This is a genomic window from Aeromonas simiae, from assembly GCF_014892695.1.
Classification (GTDB): domain Bacteria; phylum Pseudomonadota; class Gammaproteobacteria; order Enterobacterales; family Aeromonadaceae; genus Aeromonas; species Aeromonas simiae.
Window position 1 is genome coordinate 3156249 of sequence record NZ_CP040449.1, and the last position, 25199, is coordinate 3181447.

A 25199-nucleotide genomic window follows, 5' to 3' on the forward strand; every position below is an offset into this window, starting at 1 on the left:
ATTAGCCCACCGTCGGCTCTTCAAAGAGCTGGAATTCAATCGCACCCTGCTCCATCAGCTTGCGTACCTGAGCCATGATCTCTTCACGAGCCTGCTCGACCTTACGCAGCGAGACCGAGCCCTGGCCCTGGATCTGAGACTCCAGCGACTGGGCCATCCGCTTGGGCATCGCCCCCAGCACAGCGCGCAGCAACGGCTCTTCGGCCCCCTTGAGCGCCACCGCCAGCAGATCTTGTGGGATCTCTTGCAGGAGATTTTGCAGCGTTTCGTCCGACTGACGACGCAAGGAGCTGAAATCAAACATGTTTTTCTCGATTTCATTCGCCATGTCGAGATCGTACTGACGCAATTGGCCGAGCATGGACTCCTTATCGCCCTGATAGCGGTTCAGAATATCGGCCGCCTGCTTGATGCCATTGACCTTGGCACCCGACTGCTCCGCCACGAAGGTAAGGCAGCGATCCAGCGTCAGACGCAATTCGCTGAGCACATGCTCGCTCACCGAACTCAGGTTGGCGACCCGCAGCAGCAGATCATCATGCAAGGACTGCGGAAGCTCATCGAGCACCGCAGAGGCGATGGTCGGCGGCAAGAAAGAGAGCAAGACCGCCTGCATCTGGGGATGCTCATTGCGGAAGAAGCGCGCCAGCACTTCAGCCGGAACCCATTGTAATTGCTGGATATCTTTACTGACGGAGTCACCGTACAAGCTATCGAGCAAACTACGCGCCAGCTTGGAGCCCAGCGCCATATCCAGGGTCTGCTCCAGGTATTCGCGCGACGCGCTGCCGATACCGCTTTGCTCACGGTATTGCTGGAAGAATTGCTGCAATGTCCAGCGCGCCTCATGCGAGCTGACGCTGGGCATGCTCGCCATCTTACCGATCAGCGTCTGCACCTCTTCCCGTGAGAGTCGCTGCATCACCTTGGCCGCGGCCTCGGTGCCCATACTCAGCAGCAAGATGGCGGCCTTTTCCATGCTGTCGATATCAATATCGATGGCAGCCTGATTGAAGTTGATGTTACTCATTACCACCCACCCACTGCTTGATGACTTCCGCTACCCGATCCGTATCTTTCTCTACCAGCAGTTGCAGGTGACGCAATTGCACCTCCAACTCCGAGCCAGGCTCAGGCAAGGCATCGAGATCCATCAGGTCATCGAGGGCGACCTTCTCCTCACCGCGGATCAACCCACGGCTAGATGCAGACTCAACCTGTTCACCCTCACCGAGTTGGCCTTCGATGCCGACTGCGGATTCGAGTTCACCCGACAGCGCCAACTCTTGATTTTGCTCTTTCGCCTCCGCCCCTTCGGGCTGTGGCGGCCGGATCAGGTGTTTCACCAACGGACGAATACCGAAGATCACCAGGACCAGGCCAAGCAACCCACCCACCAGATAGCGCAGTAGATTGGCCCCTTGAAGATCCAGACACTTCGCCCCTCTTAACTTAAGAGGTAGTCTTGGAGCTATGTTCAGTACTAGTCACAACGAGAAGATGGTCGAAGTGTTAACAGGGGCCGAGCGCCGTCGACGCCGGACTCCACAAGAAAAGATCGCCATCGTGCAGCAGACCTTTGAGCCCGGGATGACCGTCTCTCATGTTGCTCGCTTGCACGACGTCAACGCAAACCAGCTTTTCAAATGGCGTAAGCAATTCCAAGAAGGGTCTCTCACGGCGATCACCGCCGGTGAGGATGTTGTTCCTGCTTCCGAGTTGGCTGCTGCCATCAAGCAGATCCGAGAGCTTCAGCGTCTGCTCGGGAAGAAGACCATGGAGAACGAGATCCTCAAAGAAGCCGTGGAGTATGGTCGAGCAAAAAAATGGATTGCGCATGCGCCCTTGTTGCCGGGGGACGACGATTAAGTGCTGTGAGCCAGGCTCTTAATGTATCGCGTGCGCAGCTATCCGTTCGTGTTCATCGAAAACCGGGTTGGCAAGATGGTCGTCATCATCGCCAGCGTGATGATGCAGCCTTACTTGGCCGTATCATGGAGGCGATGGCAGAGCTTCCCTCCTATGGCTATCGCCGGGTCTGGGCGCTGTTACGGCGTCAGTCTGAGGCAACAGAACAACCTGTGGTAAACGCTAAGCGGGTATATCGCGTCATGCGCGAACATGGCTTGCTGCTGGAAAGAAAACCAGCTGCACCATTGGCCCAGCAGGCACATAAGGGGCGTGTTGCCGTCAAGGAGAGCAATCGACGGTGGTGCTCAGATGGCTTCGAGTTTCGCTGCGATAACGGTGAAAAACTACGTGTCACGTTCGCCATGGATTGCTGCGATAGGGAAGCGTTGGACTGGGCGGCCAGTACTGGGGGTTACGATAGTGACACTGTGCAAGATGTCATGCTGAGGTCTGTCGAACATCGCTTTGGGGATTCGTTGCCGGCATCACCGGTGGAGTGGCTGACTGATAATGGCTCGGCGTATCGAGCCCATGAGACCCGCGCGTTTGCACGAGAAATCGGGTTGGAGCCCAGAACGACAGCAGTGAGAAGCCCACAGAGTAACGGTATAGCGGAGAGCTTCGTGAAGACGATGAAGCGAGACTATATCGAGATGATGCCAAAACCGGATAGCCGAACAGCGGTAGGCAATTTGGCTATCGCGTTTGAGCATTATAACGAGCACCACCCGCACAGCGCCTTGGGATACCGTTCACCACGGGAATTTCTGCGCAGTCGGGTATCACAACCCTAAGCGGGAAAAAGTGTCTGGACCTATGGGGTCAAATCCACGCAGTGAGTTATGCCAAACCGGCAACTCCCACCAACTGCTTTCAGGCTGCACCACCATCAGCTCGGGGCTAAAGGCAAAGCTCTGCAAGCTAATCTGATCTCCGCGAGCCTCATCGAACCCCACGGCCCGCTCCACCATCTGGCGGATTTGAACCAGCTGCTCCTCATTCCACCCCTCTTGCGGGGCGACCTGATTGTTGAGCAGTACCGAGACGTTGAGCTTCTCGAGCCGCCCTTGGTGATAACGGGTGTGAGTGATAGAACGGCTGTTCTGATACTGCTTGCTGAACTCGTTGCGCTCACTGCGCGTGTCATTGGACTGCTGCCCAGCGGCCGCCTGCCCATTACCCGCATTGGTATTCTGGTTAGCCTGGGTCTGGGGAGGGCGATTGGAGAGAGACCCCGGAATCCCCATGGCGAGTGAATCGACCGTTTTGTCGTTCTTGCCACTCTCCTGAGTGACGACGCTGTTGGGATCGAGCTGCTCCTGCGTCTCTTCAATCGCATTGAAGTTAACGTCTGCGGCGACCTGCACCCGGAAATTCCCCGTCCCCAGCATGGGATAGAGCATGTCGCTGGCACGCTGGCGGATGTACTGCTCGAGTTTGCGCACGTAGTCCATCTGCTGGACGCTGAGTTTGCCAAACACCGCCTTGTCACCACTGTCCGTCGTGAGCAATTGTCCTGACTGATCCACCACCGAGCCATGCCCGGCTTCATGCCCGGAATACTGCCCGCCACCAGGTTGGTGATCGCATCCACCTGGCCCGGCTCGAGGCTCTGCCCAGGCTGCATGTCCAGCATGACGGAGGCGGTCGGCTTCTCCTCATCACGGCCGACAAACAGGGTCCGCTTGGGGATAGCCAGGTGGACGCGGGCGCTGCGCACCGCATCCAGGGAGATGATGGTCCGCGCCAACTCCCCTTCCAAGGCGTGGCGATAGCGCACCCCTTCCATAAATTCACTGGTGCCAAGCCCGGTGGCATTATCCAGCCCTTCCAGACCAGAGGGCATCGCGGCGCGTACCCCACGGGCAGCCAGCGCCATCCGCACCTGAGCCAGCTGGCTCTCAGGAACCAGCACCTGTCCTGAGCTCTTTTCCAGGCGGAACGGGATCTGCTCTTTTTCCAGCAGCTCCATGATATTGGCCGTGTCGTAGAGCTCCTGCTTACCGTACAGGGGAACGTAGTTATGGCTGGAGGTCCACAGGATCACCACTATGGTGCCGGCGACAATCGCCGCCAGCAGGGCAATCGCCAGTACCGACTTGTTGTCGCTAGAGAGGCGACGCCACTTTTTAAGACCCGTCTCGAGGCGCTGGCGTAAATCAGGCCCAGTCGCCGTCGTGGGATTAGTTACCAGTTCACTCATCCCTTATCCTTACAGCGACATACGCATGACTTCATCAAATCCGGTCATCAACTTATTGCGCACCTGCATCAGGGCTGAAAAGCTGAGACTCGCCTTCTGGCTAGCCACCATGGCGCCCACCAAATCATCACTCTGTCCGGCATCAACGGCCGACATCATGCTAGAGGCCAAGTTCTGCTGTGAGTTAACTTGATTGACCACATTACGCATGGCATCTCCGAAGGAGACACTCTCCCCAGCGGCCGGCATGATCTCCTGAGGCTGAGCAGCGATGCGCTGCATCTCCTGCATCCGATTCATCAGGGTTACTTGGGAGGTCATCATCTCGATCTTCAAGCGATCTATTCCTTACTGTTGAATCTGCTGTTCAATGTCGATGCCCTGCTCACGCATGGCCGCCAGCTTGTAACGCAATGCCCGCGTCGTCATGCCGAGCGCTTCCGCCGTGCGGGTGCGATGGCCGTTGCAACGTCGCAGCGTCTCCAGCACAAAGCGAAATTCCGCTTGGCGCCGCGAATCAGAGAGGCATTCCGCCTCGGGCGAACAGGAGACATCTTGTGGGGGAAGCGAGCCGGGCAGCATCAGGTCGACGGCTTGGATATGCAAACCACGCGCCATAACCAATGCCCTTTGAATGACATTTTCTAATTCACGTACATTGCCGGGCCAGGGATGGGCTTGCAGGTGGGCCTCAGCGTCTGCGCTGAAGCGATAGCCCTGTTGCTGGGCGTATCTATCCAAAAAGAAGCGGGCCAGCGGCAAGATATCATCCGGGCGATCACGCAATGCGGGCCAAGAGAGTGGCAGCACATCGAGTCGGTAGAAGAGATCTTCCCGAAACTCACCACACGCCACCTGCTCACGCAGATCACGGTTGCTGGCCGCGATGATACGCACGTCGAGCGGGATCAAACGATGGCTGCCAAGGCGCTCCACCTCTTTCTCCTGCAACACCCGCAGCAACTTGGCCTGCAACGTGAGGGGAAGCTCTGAGATTTCATCGAGCAGCAGAGTGCCACCGTTGGCCATCTCAAATTTACCCGGCTGGGCCACCACGGCGCCGGTAAAGGCCCCTTTGGCATGACCAAACAGGATCGACTCGAGCATGGATTCGGGGATGGCCGCACAGTTGATCGCCACGAACGGCTTATCAGAGCGCTCAGACATGTCATGGATGTAGCGAGCCAGGCGTTCTTTACCTGTCCCCGACTCCCCACTGATCAGGACTGAGGCCGACGTTTTGGCGGCACGGCGCGCCAGCTGCAACACCTGCTTGCTGACTTGGGAAACAGACACCAGGTTGTGGGTGGCCTGACCAAGGCGCAGCGCACTCAGGATGGCGTCGCTCAACTGGCGGGCGCTAAAGGGTTTAATGACGTAGTCAATGGCGCCGCAGCGCATGGCATCAGCTGCCTGCTCACCCTGAAGCTCGTTGATGACAACCAGCACCAGACCTTCGCCTGCGGCGGCGACCAGGGTCGCGATTTCCCGGCAGGAGTAGGGGGGCTGACGATCAAGATCGAGCAGAACCAGATCACATGTGTTGGTGGCCAGCCAAGCCAATCCCTGTTCCAGGGAGGAGCAAGCGGTCACCTCGCAGGAGAGCGGAGAAGAAGCGCCGTGTCGGGCAAAGGAAACATCAGCCTCTGCACCGATCCACAGCAGACGTGAAGCCACCGGACACGGGATCTCTTCCGTGCCGGTTGCCCAGACTTGTGTGCAACCAGACATAAATCAAACACCCCAACGAGTTTGGAAACCGAGGAGTGGACGCAATAAACAGGCATAACATCTGCACGAATCAAACTAGATTCATACGGAGTCAAGCTGTCATTGACATACCCACTATCATGGTGTCACCCAACACCCTTGAACTGGAGGTTTTACGTCCTGTCGATTCAATCCAGTTTGCCTTTACTCACTGAACAACCTGTCATGCGGTTCAGCGAGGATTCAGATTTAAATATATTGATTAAAAGTTAATTTTAAGTTTAAAACCTTGCTTAGATGTCTTTTTTCAACATCTTATGCTGATAATGATAAATGACTTTTTAAGATTTTCAAGCGCCCATTAGGAAATTTTAATTCCGTTTTAAGGAAAACCGTTTTCTAAACTTCCGCATTTAACCTTAAATTTCCGCATTTAACCCAGAGTTCCGACTACTTCCACCCTCAGCTCTTCTGGAATTTCATTGTAGGAAAGCACTTTTAGACCGCGGCTGAACGAACGTGCATATCGTGCCAGCAAAGGGCGCAACTGGGGCATGACCACCAGGACAGGTGCGTGGCCCTGCTGCTGCAACTGCTCTTTTACCAACGGCATATTCTGCTGCAACTGGGACAGCAGCTGAGGATCGATGGGGAAGCTATCCAGAGCCGTTTTTCCCTGTTGCTGGGATTGGCTCAACGCAGTCAGCAAGGTCTGCTCTAACCGCTCATCCAGGGTGAAGGTGGCCAGTACGTCGCGATTACCGATGGCTTGGCGTACCAACTGACGCTTCAGCGCACAGCGCACAGCGCACATCAGAGGCCAACAACACCGGGTCCTTGGTGATCTCGCTCGAGTCGAGCAGGGTGGTGGCAATGGTACGAATATCGGTCAGGCTCACCTGCTCGCGCAGCAGCTGACGATAGACCCGCAGCTGCTGCATCTGGGTCAGGGCCAGGTTGAGCTCCTCCCCGAGACGGGGCGACTGGCTCGACAAGTACTGGCCCAATTTACCAACCTCATCGTGACCAAACAGCTCATCCAAATGCTCACGCAACAACTTGCTAAGGTGGGTGGCCACCACGGTCGCCGCATCCACTACCGAGTAACCCAGGTTGAGCGCCTTCGCCTTGAGTTCAGGTGAAATCCACACCGCTTCCATGCCAAAGGCCGGATCGCGGGTCAGCTCACCATCTAGGTTGCCATAAGTCTCACCACTGCTGATCGCCATCAATCGCTGGCAATCCACCTGGCCAGAGGCCAGTGGCACGCCACCGAGCAGAATACGGTACTGCTCCGGCTGCAATTGCAGGTTGTCGCGAACACGCACCTCGGGCAGCAGGAAACCGAGCTGCTCGGAGAGGGTTTTACGTATGCCGCGCACCCGCGCCAGCAATTCAGCCCCCTTTTCCTTCTCAGCCAATGACACCAGTCGATAGCCCAGTTCGATGGCGACCGTATCGAGCGCCGGCAGGTCCTGCCACTCCAACCCCTGCGGCTCGCGCAGATCCATCTGTCTGGAGATCTGCTCCGCCGCCTCCAGTTCAGGGACGTCCGGTTTACGCTGGCTCACTCGCCAGCCACTCCAGGCCAGCGCTGCCGCAAAGCTGAGGAAGGCCAGAGTCGGCATGCCGGGCACCAGGCCCAGGATGGTCATGATGGCGGCGCCGGTATAGATGACCCGTGGGGAGGCCAGCAGCTGCTGCCCCACCTGATCGGTCATCTCCCCCTCATCGTTAACCCGAGTCACGATAATGGCCGCGGCGGTCGACATCAGCAGCGAGGGGATCTGGGCGACCAGACCATCACCAATGGTCAGCAGGGCATAACGTTGGAATGCCTCCGCCACTGGCAAGGCATGCTGGAAGATACCGATGGCAAGACCACCGATCAGGTTGATGATGAGCACCAACAGGCCGGCGATGGCATCGCCGCGCACAAACTTGGAGGCACCATCCATCGCGCCGTAGAAGTCAGCTTCACGGGCGATCTCCTGGCGGCGCAGACGCGCCTGGTTCTGATCGAGCAAACCGGCGTTGAGATCCGCATCGATAGCCATCTGCTTGCCCGGCAGGGCATCCAGGGTAAAGCGGGCCGAGACCTCGGAGATCCGCTCTCCCCCCTTGGTGATGACCACGAAGTTGATGATCATCAGGATGATAAAGACCACCAGACCAACGACGTAGTTACCGCCTATCACCACCTCACCAAAGGCCTGGATCACCTTACCGACGGCATCACTGCCCTCATGGCCGTTGAGCAATACCACCCGGGTGGAGGCCACGTTGAGCGATAGTCGCATCAAGGTGGCCACCAGCAGCACGGTGGGGAAGATGGAGAAGTCGAGCGGCTTTTTGGCCGACACGGACACCAGCAACACCAGTACCGCCAGCACGATGTTGAACGTAAACAGGGCATCGAGCAGCCAGCCCGGTAGCGGCAAGATCATCATGGCCAAGATGGCCAGCAGCATCACGGGGATGCCGATGTAAGATTGGGTCAATACACGCCAGTTCACGGATTACCTCTCAGGTTGACGCAGTTCGGGCGGAACATGGAGCGGGGCCAGCGGGGCCGGTCGCCGGCCACGGCCGGCTTGGTAAGCCTGTAGCTGCAGCACATGGTTGAGGACATAGGCGACGGCGGTATAGAGCCCGGCCGGCACCTCTTGGTCGATACGAGTCGAGTGATAAATGGCCCGGGTCAGCTCGGGCAAGGCCATGATGGTCTTGTCATGCAGCTGCCCCACTTCGCGGATACGTGCCGCCATGGCATCGATCCCTTTCGCCACCACATAAGGGGCGTTGGCCTTGTCGGGGTCATAACGCAACGCCACCGCATAGTGGGTTGGGTTGGTGATGATCACATCCGCTTGAGGCACCCGCTGATCAATGCGCGCCCGCGACATCATGTTCTGTAACTGACGAATACGGGCCTTTACTTCGGGTTTACCCTCGGAGTTGCGGTACTCATCCTTGACCTCCTGCTTGGTCATCCGCAGTTGCTTGAGCAGCGACCAACGCTGGTAGGGCACGTCGATAACGGCAACCAGCATCTGCACCGAGCCCAGCGCAATAAACGCTTGAGCCAGGATCTGCAACGCCTGCTCCATGGCGGCAGAGGGAGGCATGCGATTCATCATCAGCAGCGTCCCCCAGTGGTGCTGCAACAGCAGCGCCAACGTGCCGCCCAGCAGCGATATCTTCAGCATCGACTTGAGCAGCTCCATCAAGCTGCGAGAGGAAAACATCCGCTTGAGGCCAGAGATGGGGTTGAGCTTGCTCCCCTTTGGCATCAAGTTTTTCCATACGAAGATCATGCCGCCAGGCACCACGCCGAGAATGAGCATCAGCAGCCCCAAGGCGACAAATAACGGCAATAAAATCAATATCATGCCGAAAAGTGCATCACCGAGCGCCTGCATCATCATCTCAGGATTGTTGCGCAGCCAGTCGAATCGAATCGGTTGATTGATCAAGGCACCAAAAAAGCGTCCAAAGCCTGGCACCATCCACTGGATCAGCATACCGCCTATCACCAGGAGTCCTGCCGAGCCCAGTTCACGGGAACGGGCGATCTGCCCGTCTTTGCGGGCCTTGCGGAGTTTCTGGGGCGACGCCTGTTCGGTCTTGTCCTGAGCGCTATTTTTACTCATCGTATGACCAGCCCAGTCAACTGATCCAGCACATGGGTCACCAGATCGAGATAACGATCAGGCACACCACTGACCGAGATGGAGAGCGTCAACAGACCCAGCAACAGGGTCATGGGAAAACCCAGGGAGAACACATTGAGTGAAGGTGCCGAGCGGTTCATCACGCCAAAGGTGAGGTTCACCATCAACATGGCAATCACCACCGGCAGCGCCAGGATCAGGGCGGCGCCGATGCACCAGCCAAACAACCCCACCACGCCCATGAGATCGAGCCGGTAGAGCGACGCGCCAGGAGGCCAGGCCTGAAAACTGCGCACCAATATGTCGAGCACGGCCAGATGGCCATCAATACCGAGAAACAACAAGGTGCAGAAGATCAGCATCAACTGGCTGATCAGAGGGGCCGAGTCGCCATTTTGGGGATCATTCATGACCGCCATCGCCAAGCCCATCTGCATGGCCAAAATCTGCCCCGTCGTCGTCATCACCGCAAACAGCAGTTGCACCGTCAGGCCAAACAACAGACCGAAGACAATCTGCTCGATCGTCACGACGATCGCCTCTAGCGAAAAGGGATCAAACGCCGGCATGTTTTTCATCATGGGGGCCATGCCAAGGCTGATGGTGAAGGCTAGAAATAGCCGCACCATCGGAGTCACCCGCCCATCGCCATAGATAGGCAACATCCAGAAAGTGGCGGCAAGGCGCGCAAACGGCCACCACCACTGCCCCAACCAGGCTGTCAACTCGGCACTGCTAACGGTAACCAGGGCACTCATCCAATCATGCCCGGCACTTTTTGGAAGATGTCGTGAAACAAGGCAGCAAGCTGCGCCACCAGCCAGTGGCCGGTGAAGATCAAGGTCAGCAGGGTCACAATCAGACGAGGCAGAAAACTCAAGGTCTGCTCCTGGATCTGAGTGGCCGCCTGGAAGATGCTGACCATCAGCCCCACCAGCAGGCCAGGCACCACCAGCACGCTGACCATCATGACCACCAGATTGACCGCTCCTCCCAGAAGAGACACGCTTTGCTCTGGCGTCATATCAACCTCCGCTGAAACTGGCGGCCAAGGTGCCCACCGTCATGGCCCAGCCATCCACCAGTACAAAGACCATCAACTTAAACGGCAGCGAGATGATGAGCGGCGAGAGCATCATCATCCCCATTGCCATCAACACGCTCGCCACCACCAGATCGATCACCAGAAAGGGAATAAACAGCATGAAGCCAATCTGGAAGGCGGTGTTGAGTTCACTGAGCACATAGGCCGGAACAAGAAGCCCAAATGGCACCTCTTCTTTCGGCAGAGAGGTCGACTCACCACCAATGCGCAGCATCTGCTCCAGATCCTGCTCACGGGTCTGCGCCAGCATGAAATGGCGAAGAGGAACTTCAGCCTTTCCCAGCGCCTGCGGAAGTGTAATTTCCTCCCGGTCGAAAGGCTGGAAAGCATTCTGATAAATATCGGTCCACACGGGACGCATGATCACGACCGTCAGGATCAAGCTGATCCCGAGGAGAACCCGGTTAGGGGGATTCTGCTGTAGCCCCAATGCCTGCCGCAGGATCGCCAACACTATGATGATGCGAGTAAAACTGGTCATCATCAGCAGCAAGGTCGGCAATAGGCCGAGCAGGGTCATCAAGAGCAGGATCTGCATCTTGATGTTGTACTCTTCCGATCCGCCGGCGCCAGGCGTCATCGACAGCAGCGGGATCTCCGCTCCCCAGGCGGGCAAACCGATAAGGAGCAGTAGCGGCAGTACTCTTTTCATCAGTGTTCCAAATTGCTCAACATGCCAGCGTCAAGCACCTCAACCAGCCGCAGGCCGTACTTACCGTTGACGACCACCACCTCACCACGCGCCAGCAGTCTGCCGTTCACCCGCACGTCGAGCGCCTCGCCCGCCATCTTATCGAGCTCAATCACGCTACCGCTCTCGGCCTGCATCAGATCGCCAAGCGAGATCTCGGCACTCGCTACCTCCAGCGTCACCTTGACCGGGATATGGCGGAAAAACGAGAGATCGCGGGGCTTGGCAGCGAGCGGGGCCATACTTTCCTGCGGTGCAGAAAACGGCTCCTGCCCTTCGTCGAAGAGCTGATCCAGTCCGTCAAACTCCAGGAAATTCTGGTTCTGTTCCTGACTCATTCAATCACTCCTCTTCCACCGTATTAATTTGAAAAACTAAATTGCCTGCCTGCTCGGCGACACGCCCACGCAAACAGACCTTGGTACCAATAAGTGCAGGGGCCGACTCGTTCAGATCGAGGGCAAGCACCTCTCCCACCTGTAACTGCTCCAACTCAGCAAGGGTCATTTGCATCTGAGACAGAACCACTCGCAGACGTACTGGGGTATAAGGCAAAGATGTATGCAATTTGCCCGCCAGTTTGTTTTCGGCGTCCGACTCCCCCTCCTCGACACAGGGAGGCCGCCACCACATATTCCACCCCTGATGATGACCAGACAGAGTCAAATCGGCCTCGCTGTGCCATAACGGGCCGGCGTCATCCAACGCCGGCGGCGCGCAGGTTTCAAGCTCCCATCCCATGTCGCCCCAGCCCAGCGCAGAGGACATATTCTCCAGCTGATAGCGACACAGACGCAGGAACAGACGCAGCTCCGAGTCGCTCGGACTCTTGCTCACCACCACCTGCGCACCGGGCTGCAAACTCCCGCCGAAGAAAAGGATCGCCATCCGGTAAAGATGGGCGGGGGTGATGGCAAACCAAGCCTGCACCGCCTCTAAGTTACTGGCTCGCGCCTGGACCCAAAGCCTTTCCCCTTCGGGTAAACCGGGCTGCGCCACAGCAAAAGGCGGCAGGGATAATTCACAGTCAGAGCTGTGAAACAGCTGGGAGAGGCAGGTCGATACCTGGGCCGCCACACCGCCGAGGCTGACGTTAAAGAGTCGCAGCTGAATCTGGTCAGCTTGCTCAGCACCCAACAGGTCATAGGTTGGCAGAGTTCTGCCCACCTGAGCCGGGATGAGCGCCGATTTGACGAGAGAGGATGGCATGGAGAGAGAATCCTGATCAGGGATGAGAGACAGCGGGTATCTCATCCGATAAATGTAAACCATGTGCATTGACACAGCATGCTAATTATCTCCATGCATGCATCGCGCCAATTTTGCTTTAAGAGAAAAAATCACCATTTCAATCTGCGGGTCGCCACTTGATCCAGCAGGGCCTGCTGATGGCTGAAGATGATCATCGCCAGTCCCCGCTCGCGGCACAACCGCACCAGGTGCTGCCAGATAGCGAGCTGGATGGCCGGATCGAGCTGGGCGGTCACCTCGTCGGCGATCAGCACCCGGGTGCGCGGGTCGAGGGCGCGCAGTAGGGCGATGCGCGCCAGCTCGCCCCCCGAGAGGGCGTGCGGGCGGCGCCGCAGCCACTCGGGATCGATCCGGCAAGCGACGAGATCCGCCGCCGTAGGCTGCCAGGCATCGTACAGCGCCGCCCCCGTGCTGCGGTAAGGGTTGAAGGTGAGCTCGGGGTGCTGGGGCACCAGCTGTACCGGGCAGTAGCCGCTCGCCGGCAGCGGAGCCCCCTGCCAGAGGATGTGGCCGCAACTGGGCGCCTGCCAGCCGGCCAGCACCCGGCCCAGGGTCGTCTTGCCATGACCGCTGGGGGCAGCGATAGCGAGCCGCTCACCGGGGGCCAGAGTGAAATCGAGCCCCTGCCACAAAGTGCGCTCGCCCTGGCGCACGCTCACCCCCTGCACCCTCAGCACGAGAGCGCCTCCCAGCCACGCTGCTCCGGCAGCGCCTGCCAGTGGGCGCGCAGCGGGGCGCTCCCCTCCCCCCGGCGCAGCGCCTCTACCGCCAGGGTGTCGCTCACCCGCCCCTGATGCAGCGCCACCACCCGGTCGGCAAAACGGGCTGCCAGCGCCAGATCGTGGGTCACCCAGAGCACGCCGCAGCCTTGGGCAGCGAGGCCGCGCAGCTGGGCCAGCAGCAGGCTGGCCGCCGCCTCGTCGAGCCAGGCGGTCACCTCGTCGGCCAAGATCAGGCGGGCATTCGACAGCGCCGCGTGGCAGGCCAAGATCCGCTTGGCCATGCCGCCGGAGAGCTGGCGCGGGTAGAGATCGAGGGCTGCGGCGGGCAAGGCCAGCCGGGCGAACTGCGCCTCGAGGGCGGCTCGCTCTCCCCGCCAGCCACCGAGGCGCAAGCCACGGGTCAGCTGCCCCTCGATGCGCAACAAGGGGTTGAGGGCCCCCACCCCCTGCGGCACGTAGCCTATCTCGCGCCCGCGCAGCTGCCGGCTGCGCTGCCGGTCGAGCGGGGCCCCGGCGAAGCGCAGCGCCCCCTCCAGCCGCAGATTGGCGGGCAGCAGATCGAGGGCGGCCAGCAGTAGCAGGCTCTTGCCCTCGCCGCTGCCACCGACCAGCGCCACCACCTCGCCGGGGGCAACCGTCAGCGACACCTCGCGCAGCAAGGGGCGCCACTTGCGCCGGCCAAACCAGCGGTAGTGGGCCGCCGCTATGGATACCCGTTCCAGCTCCAGCATCACGACTCCAGCAACAGGGTGCGCACCGAGCGGGCGCACTGATCAAACAGCAAAACCAGTCCCAACAGCAGCAGACCGGGGAAGAGGGCCAGCCACCAGGCGCCGGCATTGAGGTAGCGCAGCGCCTCGGCCAGCATCAGGCCGAGCGAGGGCTCGTGGGGTGCCAGCCCGAAGCCGAGAAAGCTCAGCGCCGCGCTGTGCAGCACGGCGTGGGGAAACATCAATAGCACCCCGATGAGCCACTGGGGCAGCAGGGCCGGCAACAGGTGGCGCCGCCAGCACTGCCACCGGGTGAGCCCGATGCGCCGCGACAGGCGCAGATAGTCGCTCTCTGCCACCCTGGCCGCCTCGGCCCCGAGCAGCAGAGCCAGCCGTGGCCAGTGGGTGAGGGCGATCGCCAGGATCACCGCCTGACGCCCGCCCCCAGCGGCAAAGCCGATGAGGATGAGCAGCAGCAGGTGCGGCATGGCGAGCAGGCTGTCGGTCAGCAGCGCGGCCAGTTGGGCCCCGCGCCGCCCCAGCCGGCCGAGGGCGGTCACCGCCAATGCCAGCGCACCGCTGAGCAGGGCAGCGCCGAGGCCGGTCTGCAAGCAGCTCAAGGCTCCCTGCACGCAGCGCCGCCAGAGATCGCGCCCCAGATAGTCGGTGCCAAACCAGTGGGCCCATGAGGGGGGCTGATAACGCAAGGCCAGATCGAGGGGCAGATCGCCGCTGCCGAGCACGAGGCCGTAGCCGGCGAGCAGGGCCAGCAGCAGTATGGCCAGCAGCAGGCGGCCCATGGCCGGGCGTGGATCACGCAACATGGGGCAGCGCCAACGGCCGGTTGAGGCGGTGCAGCAGCCAGCCGGCCAACTGGTTGCCGGCAAACACCAGCAGGGTGCACAGCAGCACCACCGCCATCAGCAGCGGGATGTCGCCGCGCAGCCCGGCATCCACGCTCGCCTGGCCGAGCCCTGGGTAGGCAAACACCTTCTCGGCCAGCAAGGAGCCGCCGATAAACTCGCCAAACGAGGCAAACTGCAAGCACAGGGCGGGGCCGAGGGCGTGGCGCAGCACGTGGCCGCGCAGCAGCGACCAGCCACCGTCCCCCTGGGCGCGGGCATAGAGCACGAACTCGCTTGCGAGCACCTCCACCACCCGCTCGCGGGTGTGCATGGCGACGTTGCCCATGCCGATCAGGCTGAGCGAGAGCAGCGGCAGGATCAGGTGGCGCAGCCGCTCGGTGAAGGTGGCCTGCTCAGCCTCGAGCCCGGCCGGCCAGGCGCAGCAGACCGGCAGCACAGGCCACGCCACGGCCAGCAGCGCCAGCAGTAGCAGGGCCACCCAGAAGGTGGGCAGGCAGGCCATCAGGTAGATGAGCCGGCGCAGCAGGCGATCCGGCCAGCGGCCGTGATAGCGGCCGGCCAGAAGGCCAAGAGCCACCCCGCCCAGCCCGGAGAGCAGCCACGCCCCTGCCAGCAGGCCGAGCGAGGTGGGCAGCCGCTCGGCGATCACCTGCCGCACCGGCGCGTTATAGAGAGAGGAGTAGCCCCACTCCCCCTGCAACGCCTGACCGGCCCAGCGGGCGAAGCGCAGCCAGAGCGGCTGATCCAGCCCCCAGCGCCGGGCGATCAGCGCCTGCTGGGCCGGCGGCACGTGCAGCAGATCATTGCCGATATAGGCCCGCACCGGATCGACCGGCGAGAAACAGAGCAGCAGATAGGTGCCCGCCGCCACCAGGGTCAGCAGCAGACAGAGCCGCAGCAGCAGGCTGCCCACCCCCCTCATCGGCAGGTCCAGCGCCAGGCCGGCAGGTTGCTCAGCAGCGACCAGCTGCCGTGGATCTCGGGCTGGGTCTTGCCCAGATCCAGGCAGGGGTTGGCCAGATAGGTGTGGCGGATGTTGAGCAGCCAGGCCCAGACGGCATCGCCGCGAAAGCCCGCCCCCTCGGCGCCGTCCCACTCCACCTGTTGCCAGTGGTGCTCGGCACTGGCCGGATCGGGGGCGGCCAGTGCCTGGGCGAGGTGGCGATCGACCGCCGCGTTGGCGTAGTAGCCGGGGTTGTAGTAGCCCACCCCGCGCGCCCGTGAGCCGTAGTGGTGCAGCAGCTCGCTCGGGTCCAGGCTGCCCCAGCCAAACAGCACGGGGTTGGCGTGCATCTCCCGCTCGACCCGCTCCCAACTGCCGGATTGCAGTTGCAGCTCGATGCCAAGCGGCGCCAGCAGGGCGCGCAGCGCCAGGGCGAGATCGCGCCGCGACGTGTCACCGCTGGCGTACCAGAGGGTGAGCGCGGCGCGCACGTCCCCCTTCACCCGGATGCCATCTTCACCCACCCGCCAGCCGGCCTGCTCCAGCAGCGCCTTGGCTCCCGCAAGGTCGCCATCCTTAAACCGGCTCCCCTCCCCCTGCCAGGGCAGCCCCTCGACCGCGCTGTAGGCCGGCGTGGCATGGCCGTCGAACAGCTGCTCGGCGAGCAGGGCGCGATCCAGCGCCAGGTTGATGGCGCGGCGAACAGACACATCGGCGCTGACGTCGTTGCCCACCGGATACCCCTGACCATCGCGGCGCCCGGCGCGCACCACGGGGAACATGATGCCGCGGTTCTCGACGCTCGGCCGCTCGAGCAGGGTCAGGCCGGCCGGCACCCGCCCCACCTGGTTGGGGGAGACCCGCACCAGATCGGCCTGCCCGGCCATGGCGGCCGCCACCGCCGCCTCCTCGTCGAGGAACAGAAACACCAACCGGCCGAAGTCATTGGCCTGGCCGGCGTAGTAGGGGTTGGCCTCCACCACCAACTGCTGGCCCGGCTGGAAGCTCACCAGCCGGTACGGCCCCGCGCTCACCGGATGGCGGGCATAACGGCGCGGATCATAAGCCTTGGCCGAGACGATGCCGAGGGAGCCGAGCACCTGGTTGAAGGTGCTCTGCGGCGCCGACAGGGTCAGGATCAGGTGGCGCGCATCCTCGGCGTGCGCCGCGACGAAGTGCCCCATGTCGAGCTTGCCCCCCTCCCTGGCCGCTCGGTTATAGGTGAAGGCCACGTCCTCGGCGCCCAGGGGCGAGCCGTCGCTAAAGCGCAGTCCGGCCTTGAGGGTCACCCGCCACGCCAGCCCGTCCTGGCTCCGACTGACCGACTCGGCGAGCAGCGGCTGCCAGCTCAGATCCGGCGCCTGTTGCAACAAGGTGCCCTGCAACAGCAGGTTGCTGCCGTGGCTCCAGCCGAGCAGGGGATCAAACCCCTCGTCGGGCTCGGCGCCGATGGCCAGGGTCAGGGTTCGCGGGGGGGCCGCCGCAGCATTGCCAGATAGACAGAACAAGGCGGCCAGCACAAGAGCGCGATACATGACGATCTCCAGAGTGATGAAACGAAGGCTAGCCACAGCGCGGTGCAAACAGGGCGCGGCGGGCTGGGTCGCGCGGGGCGTCCGGATCGCGCACCGGCAGCGCGGTCACCAGCCGGCTGAGATCGAGCGCCAGCTGCTGCGCCTGCTCGCTACTCATGCCGGGGGTCGGCGGCGAGAGCAGCGAGCAGGAGAGGTACTGGCCTATCCCCTCCAGCTCACTCACCACGAAGGTGGCGTGGCCAAAGGGGAGCGCCAGCCCCAGCCGCTCGCCCAGGGTGCGGCGCGGCCAGGCGCTGCCCGGCAGCAGCAGCAGGCTGAGGGTCCATGGGGTCAGCATCACGCCGAGCCACTCCCCCTCGAAGCGGGCAAAGCCGACCGCCTTGATGGGGATCTGCTCCTGATAGAAGGGGAGCGTGTGCATCTCCCCCGCCGCCACGGCGCTAAACGCCGCCTCCAGCCGGGCCGCCGGGTTCTCGTCAAACCCGCGCACCTCATCCTGCCCGCTCATGGGTTGCCCTCCTTGGGGGTGACGCCGATGCCGCTCTCGGCCAGAGCGGCCACCAGCTGCGCTACCACCGTATCGAGACTCCCCGCCACCACCTCGCTCAGGCCGATGGCCGGCGCGACCGAGTGGGGCACCACCCCGACCAGGGTGAGCCGAGCGGGAAACTCGCCGGTCAGGTGCAAGGCGCTCAGCACGTCGGCCAGCCCCAGCTGGTGCGGCGAGATCTTGCGACCAAACAGGGCCGGCACCTCGCCATCGCGCAGGATCACCACGCTGCCGGGGGCCGCCCCGGTGAGCACCGCATCGGCCACGATGAGGTGCTCGCGCCCGGCCATGTCGCCGATGAGTTCCATGCCGCAGGTGCCGCCGTCGAGCAGGTCAACCCCAGGCGGCAGCTCGTAGCGCTCGGCCAGCGCCTCGATGGCGCGCACCCCGACCGCCTCATCGCTGAGCAGCAGGTTGCCGATCCCCAGCACCAGCACCGGGCTCGGCGCCTTCTCCATCAGCCCCATCACAGCACCTTCACCTGGGTCACCGGCTCACCACGGGCGTCGACGATGTGCACCGCGCAGGACATGCAGGGATCGAATGAGTGGATGGTGCGCACCACCTCGAGCGGCTTGCTCGCGTCGGCCACTGGGGTGCCCACCAGCGCCGCCTCGTAGGGGCCGGGGTCATCCTGGTAGTTGCGCGGCCCCGAGTTCCAGGTGGAGGGCACCACGGCCTGGTAGTTCTCAATCTTGCCATCCTCGATGACGATCCAGTGGGAGAGCATGCCGCGCGGCGCCTCTTCGAAGCCAACCCCCTGGATGCGCCCCTTGGCCGGGATGTCCGGCTTGACGTAGGCAACCGTGTCCCCCTTGCCGATGTTGTCGATCAGCGCCTGCCACTGCTGGGCCAAGGTGTCTTTCATCACGGCGCAGCGCACCGCGCGGGCGATGACCCGCCCCAGGGTGGAGGGGAGATCGGCCGGCGCCACGCTGCGGCCACTGACGCGCTGGTAGAGGCCGAGCAGGGTATTGAGGTGGCGTTTGGTACCCTCGTGGCCGGCGGCCAGCATGCACAACACGTTGGCCAGCGGCCCCACCTCGACCGTCTCGCCGTAGAAGGTGGGCGCCTTGACCCAGGAGTACTTGCCCTCCTCCTGCCAGCCGGTGTAGTTAGGCTCAGTGGTGCCCTCCCACGGCTTTTGCGGCTGGTCGTCCTGATACCAGGCGTGCTTGCTGCTCTCCTCGATGCCGTCGATGAGGAAGGCATCGTCATGGCGGTTGATGGGGCGGAAGGTGCTCAGATCGCCATTGCGGATATAACCGCCCGGCAGCAAGAAGCTGCCCCCCTTGCCATCGGTCGGCAGCTCGGGCACCGACAGGAAGTGGGTGACGCCGCGCCCCATCTGCAACCACTCGGGGTAGAAGCTGGCGATGATGGCCGCATCCGGCAGGTAGACCTGCTCGATGAAGCCGTTGAGGCGATCGATGAAGGTCTTGAGGTACATCAAGCGCTCCATGTTGAGCACGCCGATGCCATCGAGGTTGATGGGGTTGGCCACGCCGCCCACCGCCAGGTTCTGGATGTGCGGGCTCTTGCCGCCGAGCAGGGCCACCACGCGGCTGGCATCGCGCTGATACTCGAGCGCCTGCAAGTAGTGGGCGACCGCGATGAGGTTCACCTCGGGCGGCAGCTTCATGGCCGGGTGGCCCCAGTAGCCGTTGGCGAAGATGCCGAGCTGGCCGCTGTCGACCAGGGCGCGGATCTTGGCCTGCACCCGGGTGAACTCGTCGGCGTTGTTGAGCGGCCAGTCGGAGAGCCCCTGCACCATGCCGGCCGCCTTGGCCGGATCGGCCTTGAGGGCCGAGGTGATGTCGACCCAGTCGAGGGCCGAGAGCTGGTAGAAGTGCACCACGTGGTCGTGAACATTGCTGGCCGCCACTATGATGTTGCGGATGTACTGGGCGTTGACCGGCACGTCGAGCTTGAGGGCGCTCTCGACCGCCCGCACCGAGCCGATGGCGTGGATGTTGGTGCACACCCCGCAGATGCGCTGCATGATCATCCAGGCATCGCGCGGGTCGCGGCCGCGGACTATCTCCTCCATGCCGCGCCACATGGTGCCCGATGACCATGCCTTGACGACCTTGCCCCCCTCGATTTCGCAGTCAATGCGCAGGTGACCCTCGATGCGGGTGATCGGATCGATGGTGATACGTTGGCTCATTCTTTACCTCGAACGACTTGGTGGCTGGCCTGATAGTCCCGGTCGACACGTTCCAGGGAGGGCAGGACAGGGAAGATGCGGATAAGCAGTATGTAGGCGCACACCTCGACGGCGACGAAGCCGACCGAGATGAGCAGCTCTTCGGCGGTCGGGAAGTAGTGGTACCCCTCCCCCGGATTGAAGGCGATCAGCGAGTAGTTGAGACGCCACAGCGCCGCCCCGAGCAGCATGCTGAGGGCGCTGACAAACAGCAGGCGCGAGTCGTTGCGCGAGCGCTCCCAGTGGAAGATCAGCAAGGGGAGGAGCATCAGCCCTATCTCGCACCAGAACAGGATTGAGTAGCGGTCAAAGTTCGACAGCAGCTCGCTCTTGTCGTGGTAGACCAGCTCGCCAAAGCGCAAGGCGATAAACAGGATAAGGAAGACGTCGATCACCTTGGTCAGGCGATAAAAGAGCGACTTCTCGCTCGGCCCGCGCCCGGCCAGCCCCGCCTGCACCAGCGATCCTTCGAACACCACGATGGAAAACCCCATGATGAAGGCGGTCAGCAAGGAGAAGACCGGCAGCAGCTCATAGCTCTGCCACAGGGGGTGGATCTTGTGGCCGGCGGCGATCATCAGCGAGCCCATGGAGGACTGGTGCATGGTGGGCAGCAAGGCCCCCAGCGCAATCACCAGGAACATCACCTTGTTGAGGGTCTTGAGCTGCACCTTCCAGCCGAAGCGCTCCAGCACGGCGGGGGCGAACTCCAGCATCAGCACCCCGATGTAGACCGTCATGCACGCCGCCGTCTCGAACAACACCGAGTTCACGTTGAAGTGGCCGGGGATGTAGAAGTAGGGCAGGTTCCAGTAACGGCCGACGTCGATGGTGATGGAGAGGCCGCCGAGGGAGTAGCCAAACAGGCTCGCCAGCAGCGCCGGTCGCACCAGGGGGTGGTACTCGCCACGGTTGAAGACGTAGACCGCCCAGGCCAGCGCCCAGCCGCCACAGGCAAAGCCGGTGCCGATGAGCAGGTCAAACGAGATCCACAGCCCCCAGGGGTAGCCGCCGTTCAGATCCGCCACCGAGCCGATGCCTAGCACCAGTCGCTTGAGGATGATGAGGCCGCACAGCACCACGAAGGGGGCGAAGAAGAGCACCGGCCAGCTGAGCAGGCGCCCGCCGAGGGGCTTGGCATCAACGTGAGCCATGGTTGTCCTCCTTGTCATGCTTGTCATGCTTGTCGTGCTTGTCGTGCTTGTCGTGCTTGTCGTGCTTGTCGTGCGCATCGTGATCCTGGCTGTCATGCCCCTTGGTGTGGCGGCGGGTCAGGATCGCCAGGCCGGCGAAGGCCGCGAGCGGAAGCACCATCCCCTTGTAGAGGGTGTGCTGCACCGTCTCGGAGCGCGATCCGGTGGAGACGGGGTCGAGATCCGGCAGGTTGAGCTTGGCGTAGGGCACCGCCGCCAGCGTCAGCACCTGGGTGCCGCCCCCCTCCTTCTCGCCGTAGACGTAGGGCTGGTAGTGGGGCACCGCTTTTTCGTAGCTATCGCCCCCGGCCAGGGTCTGGCGCGGATAGGCATAGGTGTCACCGGGACGCAGCGCCAGCCGCCGCTTAGCCTCGGCCAGCAACGCCTCGCGGGTGCCAAAGATGACGGCGCCGGTCGGGCACACCTCGACACAGCCCGGCAGCTCACCTTTGTTAAGGCGCTCCAGCCCCGCTTGGTTGCACAGCTCGCACTTGCGGATCTGGCCGAAGGGGTTGTCGTACTCGAACTTGGGCACGTTGTAGGGGCAGCCCACCATGCAGTAACGGCAGCCGGTACAGACGCTCGGGTCGTAGTGGACTATGCCGGTCTTGGGGTCCTTTCGCAGCGCCTGCACCGGGCAGACCGAGACGCAGTTGGGATCGACGCAGTGCATGCACTGCTTCTTGATGTAGGCGTAGCCGTTGTCGAGGCGATCCTTGTGCTTGCCCTCCCCGCTCTGCCACACCTGAATGATGTTGTTGGTAAAGGGGGCGAGCTTGTCGTTGTTGGACCAGGTCTGCTCCCCGGCGGGGTTCACCGCCAGGCTGTTGACCTGCTGGCACTTGCTCACGCACGCCTGGCACCCCACGCAGAGGGTGGAGTCATAGAGCATGCCGAGGGCCCCCGGGATCGGCGTCTTGGTCGGCCGCGCCTGCACGCAGGGGGAGAGGGTGGTGGCGATCACGCCGCCCGCCGTGTACTTGAGAAACTGTCGTCTGTCCACGCTCACTCCTCCCGATCACGGGAAGCCATCAGATGAGCCTCGGCGTCCCTCTTCTCACGCTGCTGGCGACCCAGCTCGCGCACCGTCATCAGGCTCACTCCGCCCACCAGGCCGGCCACGCCGCCCAGCAGGGCCGTGGCGGTAGGGGTGATGCTGCCCCCCTGGCGGCTGTTGAGATCGGGCTTCTCGGCCCGCGGGGTCGGATTCTCCACGTTGGCGAGCTGATGGATCCCCTTGGTAAAGCCCACCCCCTGCTCGTTGCAGCCGTAGCAGGGGTGGCCGATGCCGACCGGCCAGATGCCGCCGCCGATGTCGCAGAACTCCAGGGTCGAGCAGTTGCCGTGGGTCTCCGGCCCCTTGCAGCCGAGGTGGTAGAGGCACCAGCCATTGCGGTGCCCCTCGTCGCCAAACGCCTTGGCGAAGCGACCGGCGTCGAAGTGAGGACGGCGCTCGCAGTGCTCGTGGATGAGGCGGCCATAGGCGAACAGGGGGCGCCCCTGCGCATCCAGAGCGGGCGCCCGGTTGAAGGTGAGAAGGTGGGCCACGGTGGCAAGGAAGTTGTGTAGATTGGGGGGGCAGCCGGGGATGTTGATCACCGGCTTACCGCCGAGGGCCTCCGATAGGCTGACCGCCCCGGTCGGGTTGCCACCGGTCACCGGCACGCCGCCCCAGGAGGCGCAGGAGCCGATGGCGATGATGGCCGCTGCCCCTGCGGCCGCCTCGCGGATGTGCTCGACGATCGGCTTGCCCGCCACCATGCAGTAGATGCCGCCATCCTTGAGCGGGATGGAGCCGTCCACCACCAGCACGTAACGCCCCTGGTAGCGCGCCATCGCCCGGTGCTTGTTCTCCTCCACCTGCTGGCCGAAGGCGGCCGAGAGCACCTCGTGGTACTCAAGCGAAATGGTGTCGAGCACCAGGTTCTCCAGGGTGGGGTGGGTGGCCCGCAGCAAGGACTCGGTGCAACCGGTGCACTCCTGGGCGCCAATCCAGATGACGGGAGGGCGCTGCGGCGCGCTCAGGGCCGCCGCCACCTGCTCAGCCGCGCCGATTGGCAGGCCGGCGGTGGCCGCCAACCCGGCGCAGAATTTCATGAAGTCACGACGGCTCACACCCAATCGGGTGAGCAATGAATCATTATTATCCATTATTGTCACTTCGCTTTTTTCGTGGAGGAAGTTCAAGAAACTAAGGTGATGAATGATGGCTTCATCTTTTTATTGTTATTAGTGTGGCAAATAAAAACCAGACACACTGTGATGTTAATCATGGAAAGTTACCCAGACCATGACAAATATCTCAGCGCTCAACCACCTGATAAAAAGAACATCACACAGAACAAATAACACATTTGAAAACAATAGATTAAATACAAACCCCTCCCATCAACCCTAAACTTGGCGGGATAGAGACAGAATTAAACCGGCACCAAAATTCTTTTTCTGAAAATAAAAACCAGTGCCGTGGTTTTAATATTAATGTCACATCATTCGACATCCATGCGAATAATAAACGGCAAATGTTAATACATGGATAAACTCCCCTTTTGAATAGCGTACCAGGCATGCCGAAAACGGTATGCCTCATCATTCCATTTACATTTTCGCCAGCCACGCGAGCCAGGCATCCATCCCCTCGCCGCTGCTGGCGGAGAGTTGCAACACCTGGATGGCCGGGTTGACGCGACGGGCATTCTCGATGCAGCGCGCCACGTCGAACTGCACATAGGGCAGCAGATCGGTCTTGTTGATGATCATCAAGCTGGCGGCGGCAAACATGTCGGGGTACTTGAGGGGCTTCTCCTCCCCCTCGGTGACCGAGAGCACCGCCACCTTGGCCCGCTCGCCGAGATCAAACCCGGCCGGGCAGACCAGGTTGCCGACGTTCTCGATGAAGATGATGCCGCCCTGGGCCAGCTCGAGGCGATGACAGGCGTCGTGGATCATCTGGGCATCCAGGTGGCACCCCTTGCCGGTGTTGATCTGCACCGCAGACACGCCGGTGGCGCGGATCCGCTCGGCATCGCTGCTGGTCTGCTGATCCCCCTCGATGACGGCGCACGGGCGGTGGCCCGCCAGACGGCGCAGGGTCTCACACAGCAGGGTGGTCTTGCCCGAGCCCGGGCTCGACACCAGGTTCAGCACCAGCTGGCCGGCGGCGGCGAAGTGCTCCCGGTTGTGCTCGGCCAGCCGGTTGTTTTTGTCGAGCACGTCGCGCTCGACCGCGATCAGGGAGCGCTGGCTCATGCCGGGCACCGAGACGCCGGCCGCCCCGCGCCCGTAGTGCAGCTCCAACCCCTGCGGGTGGCCGTGCTCGTGGTCATGCCCGTGCTCATGCCCGTGCTCGTGCTCGTGCTCGTGCTCGTGCTCGTGCTCGTGCTCGTGCTCGTGCTCGTGGTGATGATGCCCATGGGCATGCGAATGGCCATGCTCTACCGGCGCACCATGGTAGTGATGATGCACATCCCCCTGGTGGTGGTAGTGGTGATGGTGGTGGATCACCACCCTGGCCGGCTCGTGGTCATGGTACTCGGCGTCGGCCACCCTGGCCTCGCCGCAACCGCAGACAGTACACATGTTCAGGCTACCTCTATGTTGGTGACGCGCAGGCTGTCGCCCTGGGCGACCCGCAGCTGAAAACCCCCGCACTGCGGGCAGGGTTGCCCGCGCCGCTCGAGGGTGACGGTGAGATGGCACTCATAGCACCAAGCTTCGGCCCCCTTGTGCTCGATGTGCAGCCGGGCCCCCTCGGCCGGGGTGGCGCGGGCGGCGGCCTCGAAACAGAAGGCGATGGTGTCGGCCTCGACGCAGGAGAGGCGCCCCACCTCGAGCCACACCCCGGTGACCTTGCTAAAGCCCTGCCGGGTGGCGGTCTCGACCACCAGATCGACCGTGCTCATGGCCAGCGACATTTCGTGCATGGT

General features: G+C 62.2%; 25 protein-coding genes and 2 pseudogenes. 2 read left to right on the forward strand and 25 right to left on the reverse strand.

From position 1 onward, the window contains the following. Position 1: 1 nt before the first annotated feature. A complete protein-coding gene (locus FE240_RS15065; protein ID WP_193002083.1) occupies positions 2 to 1030 on the reverse strand; it encodes a FliG C-terminal domain-containing protein in 1029 nt (342 codons plus the stop codon). Then, positions 1023 to 1388, reverse strand: a complete 366-nt coding sequence (locus FE240_RS15070; protein WP_193002086.1) for a hypothetical protein — start codon at positions 1386 to 1388, stop codon at positions 1023 to 1025. The genes FE240_RS15065 and FE240_RS15070 overlap by 8 nt, the downstream gene beginning before the upstream one ends. Positions 1389 to 1500: 112 nt before the next feature. Here FE240_RS15070 and FE240_RS15075 point away from each other — a divergent pair. After that, positions 1501 to 2705, forward strand: a protein-coding gene (locus tag FE240_RS15075) for an IS3 family transposase (RefSeq protein ID WP_102948393.1) whose coding sequence is annotated in 2 segments (ribosomal slippage) — positions 1501 to 1819 and positions 1819 to 2705 — 1206 coding nt in all. Because the reading frame shifts where the segments join, the coding sequence is not laid out codon by codon here. A 36-nt stretch (positions 2706 to 2741) separates the two neighbouring features. Here FE240_RS15075 and fliF read toward each other — a convergent pair. Beyond that, positions 2742 to 3997 (reverse strand): annotated as a pseudogene (fliF, locus tag FE240_RS15080) (flagellar basal-body MS-ring/collar protein FliF); the annotation flags it as partial. Here fliF and FE240_RS19015 point away from each other — a divergent pair. Further along, positions 3935 to 4069, forward strand: coding sequence for a hypothetical protein (locus FE240_RS19015; protein ID WP_264293216.1), 135 nt, complete (start codon positions 3935 to 3937; stop codon positions 4067 to 4069). The pseudogene fliF and the gene FE240_RS19015 sit on opposite strands and share 63 nt — an antisense overlap. A gap of 54 nt (positions 4070 to 4123) precedes the next feature. Here FE240_RS19015 and fliE read toward each other — a convergent pair whose 3' ends face one another. The 22 genes and pseudogenes from fliE to hypA form a co-directional block, all read right to left on the reverse strand. After that, entirely contained in the window at positions 4124 to 4450 is a 327-nt protein-coding gene (fliE, locus tag FE240_RS15085) for a flagellar hook-basal body complex protein FliE (RefSeq protein ID WP_084214651.1), read from the reverse strand. Between the two features lie 12 nt (positions 4451 to 4462). After that, positions 4463 to 5707 carry a sigma-54-dependent transcriptional regulator gene (locus FE240_RS15090; protein ID WP_042044514.1) on the reverse strand — a complete coding sequence of 415 codons (1245 nt, stop codon included), beginning with the start codon at positions 5705 to 5707 and terminating at the stop codon, positions 4463 to 4465. 550 nt (positions 5708 to 6257) lie between these two features. Continuing rightward, positions 6258 to 8340 (reverse strand): annotated as a pseudogene (lfhA, locus tag FE240_RS15095) (lateral flagellar biosynthesis protein LfhA). A gap of 3 nt (positions 8341 to 8343) precedes the next feature. Next, entirely contained in the window at positions 8344 to 9477 is a 1134-nt protein-coding gene (gene flhB / locus FE240_RS15100; RefSeq protein WP_042044512.1) for a flagellar biosynthesis protein FlhB, read from the reverse strand. Beyond that, entirely contained in the window at positions 9474 to 10256 is a 783-nt protein-coding gene (lfiR, locus tag FE240_RS15105) for a lateral flagellar biosynthetic protein LfiR (RefSeq protein ID WP_193002088.1), read from the reverse strand. Before lfiR ends, flhB begins: the two co-directional genes overlap by 4 nt. After that, positions 10253 to 10522, reverse strand: a complete 270-nt coding sequence (gene fliQ / locus FE240_RS15110; RefSeq protein ID WP_042044510.1) for a flagellar biosynthesis protein FliQ — start codon at positions 10520 to 10522, stop codon at positions 10253 to 10255. The genes lfiR and fliQ overlap by 4 nt, the downstream gene beginning before the upstream one ends. 1 nt (position 10523) lies before the next feature. Then, complete coding sequence (gene fliP, locus FE240_RS15115; RefSeq protein WP_193002091.1) at positions 10524 to 11255, reverse strand: flagellar type III secretion system pore protein FliP; 732 nt, start codon at positions 11253 to 11255, stop codon at positions 10524 to 10526. Next, positions 11255 to 11632 carry a lateral flagellar motor switch protein LfiN gene (gene lfiN, locus FE240_RS15120; RefSeq protein WP_042044507.1) on the reverse strand — a complete coding sequence of 126 codons (378 nt, stop codon included), beginning with the start codon at positions 11630 to 11632 and terminating at the stop codon, positions 11255 to 11257. The genes fliP and lfiN overlap by 1 nt, the downstream gene beginning before the upstream one ends. Before the next feature lie 4 nt (positions 11633 to 11636). Continuing rightward, positions 11637 to 12503 (reverse strand): FliM/FliN family flagellar motor C-terminal domain-containing protein, encoded by an 867-nt coding sequence (locus tag FE240_RS15125; RefSeq protein ID WP_193002093.1) that lies wholly within the window; start codon positions 12501 to 12503, stop codon positions 11637 to 11639. 131 nt (positions 12504 to 12634) lie between these two features. Next, positions 12635 to 13222, reverse strand: coding sequence for an ATP-binding cassette domain-containing protein (locus FE240_RS15130; RefSeq protein ID WP_193002096.1), 588 nt, complete (start codon positions 13220 to 13222; stop codon positions 12635 to 12637). After that, positions 13216 to 13998, reverse strand: coding sequence for an ATP-binding cassette domain-containing protein (locus FE240_RS15135; RefSeq protein ID WP_193002098.1), 783 nt, complete (start codon positions 13996 to 13998; stop codon positions 13216 to 13218). The genes FE240_RS15130 and FE240_RS15135 overlap by 7 nt, the downstream gene beginning before the upstream one ends. Next, on the reverse strand, positions 13998 to 14801 hold the full coding sequence (locus FE240_RS15140; protein WP_193002100.1) for an ABC transporter permease: 804 nt from the start codon (positions 14799 to 14801) through the stop codon (positions 13998 to 14000). Before FE240_RS15140 ends, FE240_RS15135 begins: the two co-directional genes overlap by 1 nt. Beyond that, positions 14791 to 15756: an ABC transporter permease gene (locus FE240_RS15145; RefSeq protein WP_226798845.1), complete on the reverse strand. Its 966-nt coding sequence runs from the start codon at positions 15754 to 15756 to the stop codon at positions 14791 to 14793. Before FE240_RS15145 ends, FE240_RS15140 begins: the two co-directional genes overlap by 11 nt. Before the next feature lie 5 nt (positions 15757 to 15761). Continuing rightward, positions 15762 to 17321, reverse strand: a complete 1560-nt coding sequence (locus tag FE240_RS15150; RefSeq protein WP_193002106.1) for an ABC transporter substrate-binding protein — start codon at positions 17319 to 17321, stop codon at positions 15762 to 15764. Between the two features lie 28 nt (positions 17322 to 17349). Next, the gene (gene hybE, locus FE240_RS15155; protein WP_193002110.1) at positions 17350 to 17829 is read right to left on the reverse strand and encodes a [NiFe]-hydrogenase assembly chaperone HybE; all 480 of its coding nucleotides are present in this window, start codon (positions 17827 to 17829) and stop codon (positions 17350 to 17352) included. Beyond that, positions 17826 to 18338: a HyaD/HybD family hydrogenase maturation endopeptidase gene (locus FE240_RS15160; RefSeq protein ID WP_226798847.1), complete on the reverse strand. Its 513-nt coding sequence runs from the start codon at positions 18336 to 18338 to the stop codon at positions 17826 to 17828. Before FE240_RS15160 ends, hybE begins: the two co-directional genes overlap by 4 nt. Further along, positions 18338 to 20041: a hydrogenase 2 large subunit gene (gene hybC / locus FE240_RS15165; RefSeq protein ID WP_193002113.1), complete on the reverse strand. Its 1704-nt coding sequence runs from the start codon at positions 20039 to 20041 to the stop codon at positions 18338 to 18340. Before hybC ends, FE240_RS15160 begins: the two co-directional genes overlap by 1 nt. Beyond that, complete coding sequence (gene hybB / locus FE240_RS15170) at positions 20038 to 21234, reverse strand: Ni/Fe-hydrogenase cytochrome b subunit (RefSeq protein ID WP_042044498.1); 1197 nt, start codon at positions 21232 to 21234, stop codon at positions 20038 to 20040. The genes hybC and hybB overlap by 4 nt, the downstream gene beginning before the upstream one ends. Then, on the reverse strand, positions 21221 to 22276 hold the full coding sequence (hybA, locus tag FE240_RS15175) for a hydrogenase 2 operon protein HybA (RefSeq protein WP_193002116.1): 1056 nt from the start codon (positions 22274 to 22276) through the stop codon (positions 21221 to 21223). The genes hybB and hybA overlap by 14 nt, the downstream gene beginning before the upstream one ends. Before the next feature lie 2 nt (positions 22277 to 22278). Then, positions 22279 to 23424 carry a hydrogenase 2 small subunit gene (gene hybO, locus FE240_RS15180; protein ID WP_193002119.1) on the reverse strand — a complete coding sequence of 382 codons (1146 nt, stop codon included), beginning with the start codon at positions 23422 to 23424 and terminating at the stop codon, positions 22279 to 22281. A gap of 447 nt (positions 23425 to 23871) precedes the next feature. Then, positions 23872 to 24852, reverse strand: coding sequence for a hydrogenase nickel incorporation protein HypB (hypB, locus tag FE240_RS15185; RefSeq protein WP_193002122.1), 981 nt, complete (start codon positions 24850 to 24852; stop codon positions 23872 to 23874). Positions 24853 to 24854: 2 nt separating this feature from the next. Further along, positions 24855 to 25196, reverse strand: coding sequence for a hydrogenase maturation nickel metallochaperone HypA (hypA, locus tag FE240_RS15190; RefSeq protein WP_193002125.1), 342 nt, complete (start codon positions 25194 to 25196; stop codon positions 24855 to 24857). Between the last annotated feature and the right edge of the window lie 3 nt (positions 25197 to 25199).